10 protein-coding genes are annotated in these 12,488 nt (G+C 71.0%); 6 read left to right on the top strand and 4 right to left on the bottom strand.

All coding sequences use genetic code 11. The features are described 5' to 3' along the window. A partial coding sequence (locus ACFXB5_RS14730) for a nitrilase-related carbon-nitrogen hydrolase (RefSeq protein ID WP_385207091.1) occupies positions 1-909 on the top strand: 909 nt, incomplete at its 5' end. A 321-nt stretch (positions 910-1,230) separates the two neighbouring features. Then, positions 1,231-3,249 (top strand): spermidine synthase, encoded by a 2,019-nt coding sequence (locus ACFXB5_RS14725; RefSeq protein WP_385207088.1) that lies wholly within the window; start codon positions 1,231-1,233, stop codon positions 3,247-3,249. 248 nt (positions 3,250-3,497) lie between these two features. On the opposite strand, the gene ACFXB5_RS14720 is transcribed toward ACFXB5_RS14725, so the two are convergent. Next, positions 3,498-4,565 (bottom strand): hypothetical protein, encoded by a 1,068-nt coding sequence (locus tag ACFXB5_RS14720; protein WP_385207085.1) that lies wholly within the window; start codon positions 4,563-4,565, stop codon positions 3,498-3,500. Between the two features lie 262 nt (positions 4,566-4,827). After that, the gene (locus ACFXB5_RS14715; protein ID WP_385207082.1) at positions 4,828-5,805 is read right to left on the bottom strand and encodes a D-2-hydroxyacid dehydrogenase family protein; all 978 of its coding nucleotides are present in this window, start codon (positions 5,803-5,805) and stop codon (positions 4,828-4,830) included. Between the two features lie 306 nt (positions 5,806-6,111). Here ACFXB5_RS14715 and ACFXB5_RS14710 point away from each other — a divergent pair, with 306 nt between their 5' ends. Beyond that, positions 6,112-6,894: a prephenate dehydrogenase gene (locus tag ACFXB5_RS14710; RefSeq protein WP_385207079.1), complete on the top strand. Its 783-nt coding sequence runs from the start codon at positions 6,112-6,114 to the stop codon at positions 6,892-6,894. Positions 6,895-6,902: 8 nt separating this feature from the next. On the opposite strand, the gene ACFXB5_RS14705 is transcribed toward ACFXB5_RS14710, so the two are convergent. Both ACFXB5_RS14705 and ACFXB5_RS14700 read right to left on the bottom strand, forming a co-directional pair. Next, positions 6,903-7,595, bottom strand: coding sequence for a response regulator (locus tag ACFXB5_RS14705; RefSeq protein ID WP_385207076.1), 693 nt, complete (start codon positions 7,593-7,595; stop codon positions 6,903-6,905). Next, positions 7,592-9,277, bottom strand: a complete 1,686-nt coding sequence (locus tag ACFXB5_RS14700) for an ATP-binding protein (RefSeq protein ID WP_385207073.1) — start codon at positions 9,275-9,277, stop codon at positions 7,592-7,594. The genes ACFXB5_RS14705 and ACFXB5_RS14700 overlap by 4 nt, the downstream gene beginning before the upstream one ends. 240 nt (positions 9,278-9,517) lie before the next feature. Here ACFXB5_RS14700 and ACFXB5_RS14695 point away from each other — a divergent pair, with 240 nt between their 5' ends. From ACFXB5_RS14695 to ACFXB5_RS14685, 3 genes are all read left to right on the top strand, one after another. Then, on the top strand, positions 9,518-10,330 hold the full coding sequence (locus tag ACFXB5_RS14695; RefSeq protein WP_037959268.1) for an ABC transporter ATP-binding protein: 813 nt from the start codon (positions 9,518-9,520) through the stop codon (positions 10,328-10,330). Further along, positions 10,323-11,198, top strand: a complete 876-nt coding sequence (locus tag ACFXB5_RS14690; RefSeq protein WP_385207070.1) for an ABC transporter permease — start codon at positions 10,323-10,325, stop codon at positions 11,196-11,198. The genes ACFXB5_RS14695 and ACFXB5_RS14690 overlap by 8 nt, the downstream gene beginning before the upstream one ends. A 109-nt stretch (positions 11,199-11,307) precedes the next feature. Continuing rightward, positions 11,308-12,339, top strand: a complete 1,032-nt coding sequence (locus tag ACFXB5_RS14685; protein WP_385207067.1) for an ABC transporter substrate-binding protein — start codon at positions 11,308-11,310, stop codon at positions 12,337-12,339. The last annotated feature ends 149 nt before the right edge of the window (positions 12,340-12,488 follow it).

Raw genomic sequence — 12,488 nt, 5'->3', positions numbered from 1 at the left:
GGCCACACCGTCCGGGGCGCGGGTGAAACCCCGCCCCGGGCGCCCATCCCCCCCGTGACGGCGGTGCACGGCGCCTCCCGGCTCGCCGTCACCGACCCGCGCCGCGTCGACCGGGCCGATGTGCGCCGGGCCATGCGACCGCTCCTCGACGACCTCTTCCGCCAGACCGCCCGGGCGGCCGCGGCCGGTGCGCGGATCGTCGTCTGGTCGGAGAACGCCGCGCGGGTGGCCGACGAGGACCACCGCACGTACCTGCGGCAGGCATCGGCGACAGCGGACGCGCACAACGTCTATCTCCTGGTGGCCGACCTGACCTATCTGCCGGACGCACCCCACGGCAGGGACGAGACCCATCTCTTCGGCCCCGACGGCAGGAAGCTGTGGGACTACGAGAAGGCCCGGCCCATCCCCGGGCTCGAGATCTACACACCCGGCGACGGCCACGTGCCCGTCGTCGACACCCCGTACGGCCGGCTGGCGAACGTCATCTGCTACGACGCCGACTTTCCGGCGGGCAATCACATCGACGCCGACATCGTCTTCGTCCCCGGCGGCGACTGGCCCGAGATGGGGCGCACCCACACCGCCATGGCCGGGCTGCGCGCGATCGAGAACGGCTACGCGCTGGTCCGGCAGGACTTCAACGGCCAGTCCAGCGCCTACGACGCCACCGGACGGCTGCTGTCCACGCAGGACACCACCACCGACGCGGGCGTCTGGTACGCCGACGTTCCCGTCCACGGTTCGCGCACCCCGTACTCCCGCACGGGCGACCTCGTCTCCTGGGGCGTGCTCGCCGGCACCATGGCCGCGGCGGTGGTCCTCGCCAGGCGCACCCGGCGCCACCCCGCTCCGCCATCCGGGTCCGCCTCCTCCGCGCGGGCGTCCGCCGTTGGCCCGGGCAGGTGACGGACACCGGCCGGGCCATGACCCGAACGCCGTACGGCGGTGGCCGGGGGAGCGTACCCAGGACATGTGCCAAGGCGTGCGGACCCCACCCCGTACGGCCGTTGCACCGCACCCCAAGCCACGCCGCTGACCTGCACCGACGGCCGCGGCGGTGGCGGGGTGGCGGGGCCTCGCGCGGTCGGAGGGCGAGCGGCGGGAGCCACTTTCCGATCTGCCGGACGCCCGCCATCCGGCCGACGGCACGGGCCGTGTGGGTGCTCGACCTGCCTCGCCCCGGATGACAGCGTGGCCGACATGGAGCACAGCCCAGGACCGCAAAACGTGCGCGCGAGGCTGCTGCTGGCCAGCGCCACCATGCTCTTCGTCGAGCTGGCGCTGATCCGGTGGACCGGCGCCAATATCGTCCATCTGAGCTATTTCTCGAACTTCATCCTCTTGGGCTCGTTCCTCGGGATCGGCCTGGGATTCCTGCTGCCCGCCGGCCGTGGGCAGTGGCTGACCCGCTGGACGCCCGTCCCGCTCGCCGTTCTCGTCGTCCTGGTGCGCGAGTTCCCCGTGCAGGTGCGGCAGACCAGCGGCGAGGTCATCTACTTCACCGCCGTGAAGACCACCGGCCTGCCCCAGTGGGTGACCCTGCCGGTGCTCTTCGGGCTGACGGCGCTGATCATGATGGCCATCGGGAAAATGACGGCCGATCAGTTCCGTCGGCTGCCGTCGTTGGAGGCGTACCGCTTCGACCTGCTGGGCTCGCTCACCGGCTCGGTGTCCTTCGCGCTGCTGTCGTGGCTGCGCGCACCCTCGGTGGTGTGGGGGGTGATCGCCGCGGCGGCGCTGCTGACCCTCGGCGGCCGCCGCAACACCATCAGATACGCGGTGCCGCTCGCGCTGATGGTGGCCATCCTGGCGCTGGAGACGGCGGCCAGCGGTATCTCCTGGTCCCCGTACTACAAGATCGAGGTCACCCGGCCGACCTCCGGCAGCCGGGACTACAAGATCTCCGCCAATGGCGTACCGCATCAGTCCATCGCCCCGCTGAAGGTGCTCAGACGCCCCGACTCCCCGTACGAGCGGCCCTACCGCGAGACCCCACGCAACTCCCACCGCCGAGTGCTGGTCATCGGGGCGGGCAACGGCAACGACGTGGCGATGGCGCTCGCCCACGGCGCCCGGCGGGTGGACGCGGTGGAGATCGACCCCCGGCTGCAGGAGATCGGCGCGTCACTGCACCCGGCCCGACCCTACGACAACCCCCGGGTGCACGTGCACATCAACGACGGCCGGGCCTTCCTCGAGCGCACCAAGACCCGCTACGACCTGGTCGTCCTCGCCCTGCCGGACTCCCTGACCCTGGTGTCCGGCGCGAGCAACCTGCGCCTGGAGAGCTATCTGTTCACCCGGCAGGCGTTCGAGGCGGCACACCGCCACCTCGCCCCCGGCGGCGCGTTCGCCATGTACAACTACTACCGGCAGAACTGGCTCATCGACCGGTTCGGCTCCACGCTCACCTCCGTCTTCGGCCACGCCCCCTGCATCACCCACTACGGAGGGAAGAAGGCGGCCATCCTGGTGGCCGGTGTCACCTCCAGCGACCAGTCCTGCACCGCCTCCGCGTGGCGCCCCTCCGGCCCGGTGCCCTCGGCCGCCGGTGACGACCACCCCTTCCCATATCTGCTGCACCGCACCATCCCCACCCTCTACATCGGGGTGCTGGGCGCGATCCTGCTGGTGACGCTGGTGTCGGTGCGGCTGACCGGGGTCCGGCTGAGGCGCACCGCCCGCTACGTGGACATGTTCCTGCTCGGTGCGGCGTTCATGCTGCTGGAGACCAAGAACGTGATCGGGTTCGCCCTCTACTTCGGCACCACCTGGCTGGTCAACGCGATGGTCTTCGCGGGGGTGCTGCTCGCCGTGCTGTGCGCGGTGGAGGTCCGGCGCAGGCTGCGCCGGGTCAATCAGCTGGTGCTGCAACTGATGCTGTTCGCCAGCCTCGCCATCGCCTGGCTGGTCCCGTCCCATGTGGTGCTGGGGCTGCCCTTCGCCCCCCGGCTGGCCGCCGCGATCGCGCTGGCCTTCGCCCCCATCTTCTGCGCCAACCTCATCTTCTCCGACCGGCTGGCGGCGGCCGCCGACCCCACGTCGGCGTTCGGCGCCAATCTGCTGGGCTCCCTGTTCGGCGGCACCCTGGAGTATCTGGCCCTGCTCACGGGCTATCAGGCGCTGCTGCTGGTGGTGGCCGTGCTGTACGCGGGTGCCTGTGTGGCCATGCGCTTCACCCGCCGTGGCCCCGGCGACGTCGCCACCCAGGAACCCCTCACCGTGCAGACGGCGCCACGCCCCTGAGCGCTCCTTCCCCAGCCGCCCCCGGCCGCCTTCCGGCCGGGGGGGGCCGCGCGCGGGGGGCGTGGGGGGGGTGGCGTGGGCGGTTGGGGGTGTGGGTGTGTGTGCGGGGGGGGGCCGGTTGGGGGGGGGGGGGGGGATCGGGCGCCGCGCAAGTTGGGGGCGGCCCCCGTGGGGGTCTCACCCCCGCGGCGCGGCGGCGGCCGCGCGCGTGACGCGGGCCGCCGAATTCCTGGCGCGGGCCGCCGTGGTCACTCGAACATGACGTAGTCCGGGCGTGGCCGCAGGGCCAGCACCTCCTCCGGGGTCATCAGCCGGCTCCCCTCGGTGTCCTCCTCGTAGAAGAGCTTGAAGCCGGTGCGCACACCCTCGGGCTGGTTCTTGACCAGTTGCCGCCAGGTGTCGCGCTTCATCCCCGGCGAACCTATGCCGTCCGCGCTCTTGATGAGCACCACACCCGGCTGCGGGCGCAAGCGGGACTGGTCGCCGACGACGGACACGGCCACCTGGTGGAAGACGAGCGGCTTCTGCGGCAGGTCGTGTTCGTCGACGATCCCGGAGAGATAGCGGGCCACATCGGTGAGCTCCTTGCCGCTGGTGTGGCCGTAGGTGTCCCCCGGCACCTCGCCCGGACCCATCTCCCACTCCGGGTCCAGGGCTATGCCGACATCGGGGTGGACCAGCCATTCGCGCAGCGCCTTGACCTCGCCGAGGACCGAGGCCCGGCCCGGCTGGATGTTCAGCAGCAGCAGGGCACGGTGGCGCTTGGCCGCGTCGTGGAAGCGGCGGATCGTGTCGGAGGAGGTGCGTGAGCGGTAGGTGCCGTCGGGGCCCGCGCTGCTGTTGGCGACGGTCGCGAGGAGTTCGAGCACCGGCTGCGGTTCACGGTCCGCGGCGTAGGCGCGGGCGGTCTTCTCGATCTGCCGCACCTGGTCGTCGAGGTCCCCGACACCGAGCCGGCCGAGCGCGGCGGCCCCGGGCAGCCCGCAGTAGCCCACCAGCCGGTAGCGGGACAGCTCCCGGCCGCCTCGCGGCAGCTCGGGCCGCGGTTTCGGGGTGGGGGAGGGCTTGGACGGGGTGGCGGACGGGGAGCGGTCCGCCTTCGTGGACCCCCGCGGGCCCGCTCCGGAGGTGGAGCCGGCCGACTCCTCGCCGCAGCCGGCGAGCAGGCCGAGCCCGGCCGCCGCGGCCACCGAGAGCATGCCGCGCCGGCTCGGTGGCGGGGCCCCCGGTCCTCCGCCGCCGTCGCCGTGCCGTAGGGCGTCCTGCCCGGCCGATGCCCCGTCGGTCGTCGGCCTTCCGGATGTGCTGTGAGCCACGTTTCCCTCCGTCCGCGGTGCCGGGTCGGTGGACCGGGCACCGGTCTGTTGTGCGGGCCGATGGGTTGTCCGTGCCAGGCAGCCTGTCCGGTATGACGAAGGCGAAACGGAATAGTGTCCACCGGGCGGAGGGCATGCGTCGCTTTCAGCCCGGGCAGGCGAAGAGTGGTTGGGTACGGGACGTTCGAACAAGGTCGGCGAGGTCGCCGACCGGCTCCAACGCGTCCTGGAATACGCCCCCTTGGCGCTCCTCGGGGTCGAGTCAGCCGGCCGGTTCGGGCGGGCTCAGACGGCGGATCGGCGCGCCCTGAAGATAGGCGCTGATGTCCTCCACCACATCGCCGTAGAACCGCTCGTAGTTGTCCCGGGTGACATAGCCGAGATGCGGGGTGGCCAGCAGATTGGGCAGCGTACGGAACGGATCGCCCGGCGGCAGCGGCTCCCGCTCGAACACATCGACGCCCGCGCCCGCGATCCAGCCGTCCCGCAGCGCCTGCGCGAGCGCGGTCTGGTCCACGATCGCGGCGCGGGAGGTGTTCACCAGGAGCGCCGTGGAACGCATCCGCCTCAGTTCCGGCGCGCCCAGCAGCCCACGGGTGCGGTCGCTGAGCACCAGATGCACCGAGACGATGTCGCTGGTCTCCAGCAGTTCCTCCTTCGAGTCCGCCGCCCGGACCTCCGCCGCCTCCGCGCGCTCGGCCGTCAGGTTCTCGCTCCAGGCGGCCACCTCCATGCCGAAGGCCCGGCCGACCCGCGCCACCTGGGCGCCGATCCTGCCAAGACCCAGCAACCCCAGACGGCGGCCGTGCAGCTCGGTGCCGACGGTGCTCTGCCATGGCCCGCCGTCCCGCAGCGCCGTGCTCTCCGGCACCAGATGGCGGGCGAGCCCCAGGATCAGCGCCCAGGTGAGCTCGGCTGGCGGTCGCGAGTCGCCGCCCGTGCCGCATACGGCCACGCCATGGCGGGCGGCGGCCTCCAGGTCCACCGACGCATTGCGCATCCCCGTGGTGACCAGCAGTTTCAGCCGTGGCAGCCGGGCGAACAGCGACGCGGGGAAGGGAGTGCGCTCCCGCATGATGACCACGATCTCGCAGTCCCCGATCGCCTCGGCCACGGCCTCCTCACCGGCGATGTGCTCATGGACCGGCACCACGTCCACCGCGTCGAGCACCCCCGACCAGTCGGCCGCCGACAGCGCCACGTCCTGATAGTCGTCGAGCACGGCGCAGCGCAACTTCATGGGACTACCTCGACTACCTCGGTTTCCTCGGACAGGTACGGTGTTTCTACCACCTATGTGATGGCACCCTGGAAACGGGGGCCTGACACGTCGTCACCGCGTTTGCGGCGCCACCCTTCCGGATGACATCGGCGGTGCGGGCGTGGTTCCACAGACGTGTTTTTTCACCGAAAGTTGGCCTCTGATGGGGTGCTGAGACATGTGTGGTTGTTTTGCGTAGTGGCACACAGGGCACCGCACACCACTGACAGCAGGCATAATCGCTGCTGCGATGGGCGCAGACGCCCAGAAAGGGGACGAAGTGAAGTGAACGCGTTGAGCGCGGACAGCAGTGTCGGTTCGACCATCGAGGTGTTGGAGGCCGAACTCCCTCAGCTGCAGAAGCAACAGGAGGCACTCAAGGGTGATTTGGAGGCCGTCACCCAGCGGCTGGAGGCGGTCAGCACCGCCCTGAGCAGCCTGCAGACGCTCTCCACCTCGGCGGTGCCCGAGCAGGGCGGCAACGGAGCCCCGGTGGCGGAGCCCGTGGCCCAGCCGGCCGCGGAACCGGCCACCGAGGCCACGGCCGAGGCCACCGCGCCGGAATCCGCCGAGGACACGGCCACCACCGGCCGTACCTCCGCCGCCACCCGCAAGGCGGCCATCGGCCGTCAGCGCAGTGGCGGCAAGGCGGGCAAGGCGCCGGCCACCGGACGGGGCACCAAGGCGGCGGCCAAGAAGACCGCCGCCAAGAAGACCGCCGCGAAGACCGCGGCGAAGGCTCCCAAGTCCGCCAAGGCCACGGTGAAGGCCACCAAGGCCACGGCCAAGACCGCCAAGAGCACCAAGGCCGCGGAGAAGCCGGCGGAGAAGGCCACCAAGGAGACGGCCACCACCTCCGAGCGGTCCACCGGGCTCGCCGACAGCGTGCTGACCGCGCTGCGCAAGGCCGGCCGCCCCATGCGGGCCTCCGAGGTCAACGAGGCCCTGGGCCGCGACGAGTCCCGCACCAATGTGAACTCGGTGCGCAACACCCTCGAGCGGCTGCGTTCCTCGGACCGGGCCCAGCGCTCCGGCCGTGGCCTGTACGAGGCCACGGCCACCAGCTGAGGGTGCCGTCAGTTCACCGCCACCCATGTGTAGCGGTGTTCGGGACGGCCGGTGTCCCCGTACTTGAGCGTGAGGCTGATACGGCCCGCATGCTCGAGGTACTTCAGATAGCGCTGGGCCGTGGAGCGGCTGATGCCGGTGCGCTCCGCCACTTCATGGGCGGAGAGCGGGTGATCGGCCTGGTCCAGGACCCGGCGTATGAGGTCGACGGTGGGTGCGGAGTGGCCCTTGGGGAGGGCGGGACCGGAGGTGTCGGCGGCCGCGAAGGCGCCGAAGATCCGGTCCACCCTCTCCTGGCCGGTCTCGCCGCGCCCACCGACGCCCTCGAGGGTGCGGCGCAGCGCCGCGTAGCCGTCCAGCTTGGCCCGCAGCCCGGCGAAGCTGAACGGCTTGACCAGGTACTGGAGTGCGCCATGGCGCATGGCGGCCTGCACGGTGGCCACATCACACGCCGCCGTCACCATGATGACGTCGGCGTGGTGGCCGAGCTGGCGCATCCGGCGCACCAGGGTCAGCCCGGTCTCGTCCGGCAGGTAGTGGTCGAGCAGGACGAGGTCGACCGGGATGCGTTCGAGGGTCGCGAGGGCCTGGGCGGCGGTATGGGCGCGGGCGGTGACCCGGTAGCCGGGCACCTGGGCCACATATGCGGCGTTGATCTCGGCGACGTGGAAGTCGTCGTCCACGACAAGAACGTCGATCATCGTGACTCTCCTGCTGCGGTGAACTCATGCGTGGGTGTGTCGTCCCCGGTGAGGGCCTCGGGCAGGACGACGGTGAACACCGCCCCGCCACCCGCCCGGGCGGTGACCCGGGCCATCCCTCCGTATCGCTCGGCCAGCCGTCGTACCAGGGCCAGTCCGATGCCCCGGCCGCGCGGCGACACCGCGGCGGACGCCTCGTGGGCATCGGGGCCGTCCGGGGAGCCGGGAGGGGCGGGCCGTTTGGTGGACCAGCCCTCGGTGAAGATCTGTTCGCGCATCCCCGGCGGCACTCCTGGACCGGTGTCGCTCACCCGCAGCACGGCGGTGGTGCCCTCGGCCCTCAGCTCGACCTCGATGAGCGGGGTGGGCGAGCGGTGTGCGGCCACCGCGTCCAGGGCGTTGTCGATGAGGTTGCCGAGCACGGTCACCAGATCGCGCGGATCGACCACTCGCCCCGGCAGCCGCGTCGCGGGGGAGATCCGCAGGGCGACCCCGCGCTCGGCCACGATGGCCGACTTGCCGACCAGCAGTGCCGACAGCATCGGATCGTGCACCCGTTCGGAGATCTGCTCGGCCGAGGCGCGCCGGGCGTTGGTGAGCTCGGCCACGAACTGCGCCGCCCGCTCGTGCAGTCCGAGCTCCAGCAGCCCCAGCAGGGTGTGCAGCCGGTTGGCGTGTTCGTGGTCCTGGGCGCGCAGCGCGTCCAGCAGTCCGCGGGTGCTGTCCAGCTCGCGGCCCAGCAACTCCAGCTCGGTGCGGTCCCGCAGCGTCGCCACCGCCCCGCCGTCCTTGGTCGGCATGCGGTTGGCCACCAGCACCCGGCCGCCGCTGACGGTCAGGAGATCCGCCCCGTCCACCCGCCCCGCCAGCACATCGGTGGTACGGCCCGGGGGCAGTGACTCCTCCAGGGTGCGTCCGGTGGCGTCCGGGTGGATCCCGAGCAGCCGTCCGGCCTCGTCGTTGACCAGGCGGATCCGGCCCCGCCGGTCGAAGGCCACCACCCCTTCGCGGATGCCGTGCAGCATCGCCTCCCGCTCGTCGAGCAGCGCCGAGATGTCCGCGAACGCCACACCGTGGGTGCGGCGGCGCAGTTGGCGCGAGACGGCGATCGCCGCGAGGACGCCCACCGCGAGCGCCGCCCCGGCGTACAGCAGCAGCCGGGGCACCGCCGCCAGCAGCTGGTCGCGCACGCTGCCGTAGCCGATGCCCACCGACACCGCCCCGATGATCCGGCCGTCCCGGGCCCGCAGCGGCACCTTGGCGCGGGCCGAGCGGCCGAGCGTCCCCACGTCGATCTGGAGGACCTCCCGGCCGGAGAGCGCCTCGCGCGGATCGGTGGAGACGTGTTCGCCGATCCGGGCGGTGGTGGTGTGCGACCAGCGCACCCCACGGGAGTCCATCACCACGATGTACAGCGCCCCGGTGGACTGGCGGATCCGCTCCGCCGCCCGCTGCACCGGACCCGACGGGGTGGGCTTGGTGGCGGAGAGGTCCCGGGCGATGTCCGGATCGGCCGCGGTGGTCTGGGCGATGGCGAGCGCCTGGTGCATCGCCTGGTTGTCGATCTCGGAGCTGAGGGGGGCCAGGAACAGCGCGGTCGCCAGCACCATCACCCCGGCGGTGATGGACAGCTGCGCGGCGAGTACCTGGCCGGAGACACGCCGGGGCCATCGGATACGCATGATGGGCCCCCTGTCTCCCGTCTCGAGGTCCCGTTTGGTCCCGTACGCGAGCGGTAGTGCTTCGTCCGTTTATGGTGCTGTGAAGGCACCGTAAAGGCGCCCGGGGCGTATGCCCAGTCTCCGTAGCGTTTTCGTTGCGCGGGCGCGAGCAAAACGAGCAGAACGCGGTTTGTGAGCGCAAGGGCGCGTTGTGCTCACAAGACTGCCGCTGTGGCGCGGCTCACTCCTACTCTCCCGGCCATGAGCAGCCACACCAGCCCCGCCATCGAGCTGCGGGGAACGAGCAAGGCGTTCCGGACACCGTCCGGGGCCCTCCACACCGCGGTCAGGGATCTGGACCTGACCGTCGGACACGGTGAGTTCGTCGCCGTCGTCGGGCCCACCGGCTGCGGCAAGTCCACGACATTGACGCTGGTCAGCGGGTTGGAGGAGCCCACCGAGGGCGATGTGCTGGTGGCCGGTGAGCCGGTCCGCGGCATCGCCTCCAACGTGGGCTTCGTCTTCCAGCAGGACGCGGTGTTCCCCTGGCGCAGCGTGCTGTCGAACGTGATGGCCGGCCCGCGCTTCCGCGGTGTGCCCAAGGCGGAGGCGAAGGAGCGGGCCCGTGAGTGGCTGGCCCGGGTCGGCCTCACCTCCTTCGAGGACCGCTATCCGCACCAGCTCTCGGGCGGCCAGCGTAAGCGCGTGGCGCTCGCGTCCACCTTCGTCAACGACCCCGAGATCCTGCTCATGGACGAGCCGTTCTCGGCGCTCGACGTCCAGACCCGCGCGCTGATGTCGGACGAACTCCTGGAGCTGTGGGCGGGGACCGGCGCATGCGTCGTCTTCGTCACCCACGACCTGGAGGAATCCATCGCCCTGGCCGACAAGGTCGTGGTGATGACGGCCGGACCGGCCACCGTCAAGGAGGTCTTCGAGATCGATCTGCCCCGGCCCCGCAAGGTGGAGTCGGTGCGGCTGGAGCCGCGGTTCGTGGAGATCTACCGGGAGATCTGGTCCTCGCTCGGCGAAGAGGTCCGCATCACCCGTGAGAGGGGTGCCGTCGATGCCTGAGACCATCTCCGCCACGGCCGCCCCCGCCGTCGGCAAGACACCCCGTACCGAGCGCTCCAAAGCCCGGGCGCGCGCCGCCCGCAACCGCGCCATCCTCGTCCAGAGCACCCGGGCCCTGGTGCTCCTCGGCGTCATCGGGCTGTGGGAATGGCTGGCCCGCGCCTCCGTCATCGACCCCTTCAACTTCTCGATGCCCTCGAAGATCTGGGAGCAGCTCAAGCAGTGGGCGCTGCACGGCACCGCCCAGGGCTCGCTGTGGGAGCAGATCTGGTACACGCTCTACGAGGCGCTCCTGGGCTGGGGCATCGGCGTCGTGGCCGGTGTGGTCCTGGGGATCGCGTTCGGCCGGATCGCCTTCCTCGCCGATGTGCTCGGCCCGTACATCAAGGTGCTCAACGCGCTGCCGCGGATCGTGCTCGCGCCCATCTTCCTCATCTGGTTCGGCCTCGGCCCGGCCTCGAAGGTGGCCTCGGCCGTCGTCCTGGTCTTCTTCCCCGTCTTCTTCAACGCCTTCCAGGGCGCCCGGGAGGTCGACCGCAATCTGGTGGCCAACTCCCGGATCCTCGGCGCGAGCAACCGCCAGGTCACCCTCCAGGTGGTGATTCCCTCCGCCACCTCATGGATCTTCACCAGCCTCCATGTCAGCTTCGGCTTCGCCCTCATCGGCGCCATCGTCGGCGAGTACATCGGCGCCACCAAGGGGCTCGGCCTGCTGGTGTCCTCCTCGCAGGGCACCTTCAACGCCGCCGGTGTGTACGCCGCCATGGTGATCCTCGCCGTGGTGGCCCTGCTCGCCGAGGGGCTGCTGACCTTCCTGGAGAAGCGGCTCTTCCGCTGGAAGCCCGCCCAGCCCGGCGAGGACCGCTGAGCCCGCCTCCTTCTTCCCGGCTCCGGCTGAGCGCGCCTCCTGCTTCCCGGCTCCCGCTGAGCCCACCCCCCTTCTCCCCGCTCATCACCGCTCACAAGGACGTGACCTCATGCGCAGCAGTGCCAAGTTCTCCGCGGCCGCCGTCGCCGCGGCGCTCGCTCTGACCACCCTCACCGCCTGCGGCGGCGACTCCAGCGCCTCCGGCGGCGAGGACGGCAAGGTCAAGATCATGGTGGGCGGCCTGGACAAGGTCATCTACATGCCCGCGATGCTCACCCAGCGGCTCGGCTACTTCAAGGCGGAGGGCCTCAAGGTCCAGCTGCTCACCGAGCCCGCCGGGGTCCAGGCCACCACCTCGCTGGTCGCGGGCGATGTCCAGGGCGTCGTCGGCTTCTACGACCACACCCTCGATCTGCAGGTCAAGGGCAAGCAGGTGGAGTCCGTCGTCCAGCTCGCCCAGGCCCCCGGCGAGGTCGAGGTGGTCTCCAACAAGGCGGCGGGCGAGCTGAAGTCGCCCGAGGACTTCAAGGGCAAGAAGCTCGGTGTCACCGGTCTGGGCTCCTCCACGGACTTCCTCACCAAGTACCTCGCGGTCGACAGCGGCGTGAAGACCAGCGAGTTCACCCCGGTGGCGGTCGGCGCGGGCCAGACCTTCATCTCGGCCCTCAAGCAGGGCTCCATCCAGGGCGGGATGACCACCGATCCGACGGTCGCCCAGATCGTGGAGCAGAAGATCGGCAAGGTCCTGATCGACATGCGCACACCCGAGGGCTCCAAGCGGGCACTCGGCGGTCTGTACCCCTCCTCCTCGCTCTACATGAACACCGACTGGGTGAACGGCCACAAGGACACGGTGCAGAAGCTGGCCAACGCCTTCGTGAAGACCCTCAAGTGGATGTCCACCCACTCGGCCGAGGACATCGCCGCCAAGATGCCGAGCGACTACGCGCAGGGCGGCGCGAAGCTCTACGCGGAGGCCATCAAGAGCACCCTGCCGATGTTCACCAAGGACGGGGTGATGCCGGCGGACGGCCCGGCGACCGTCGAGCGCGTCCTCAAGGCCTTCAACCCCAATCTGAAGAACGCCACGGTGGATCTGAAGAAGACCTACACCACCGAGTTCGTCAAGAAGGCGGGCTAGTTCAGGGGGCGTCCGGCGGGTCTTGACGCCCGCGGCGGGCTGTTCCCCGCCCCTTCCCTCAACTGGGGCTCCGCCCCAGACCCCGGGTACCCACAGTGTTGGAACCCCAGGGTGCACCGGGGGGGGTGGCGGGGAGAAAGATTCACCCC

It is taken from the genome of Streptomyces sp. NPDC059455 (assembly GCF_042750115.1).
In the GTDB taxonomy this organism is placed as follows: Bacteria; Actinomycetota; Actinomycetes; order Streptomycetales; family Streptomycetaceae; genus Streptomyces; species Streptomyces endocoffeicus.
This window is presented reverse-complemented; position numbering and strand designations above follow the sequence as displayed.

What these genes read in the sequence shown, in the direction of transcription:
- ACFXB5_RS14695 (WP_037959268.1), top strand. Translation starts at nt 9,518, where the DNA reads ATGAGCAGCCACACCAGCCCCGCCATCGAGCTGCGGGGAACGAGCAAG.
- ACFXB5_RS14700 (WP_385207073.1), bottom strand. Translation starts at nt 9,277, where the DNA reads ATGCGTATCCGATGGCCCCGGCGTGTCTCCGGCCAGGTACTCGCCGCG.
- ACFXB5_RS14685 (WP_385207067.1), top strand. Translation starts at nt 11,308, where the DNA reads ATGCGCAGCAGTGCCAAGTTCTCCGCGGCCGCCGTCGCCGCGGCGCTC.
- ACFXB5_RS14715 (WP_385207082.1), bottom strand. Translation starts at nt 5,805, where the DNA reads ATGAAGTTGCGCTGCGCCGTGCTCGACGACTATCAGGACGTGGCGCTG.
- ACFXB5_RS14705 (WP_385207076.1), bottom strand. Translation starts at nt 7,595, where the DNA reads ATGATCGACGTTCTTGTCGTGGACGACGACTTCCACGTCGCCGAGATC.
- ACFXB5_RS14690 (WP_385207070.1), top strand. Translation starts at nt 10,323, where the DNA reads ATGCCTGAGACCATCTCCGCCACGGCCGCCCCCGCCGTCGGCAAGACA.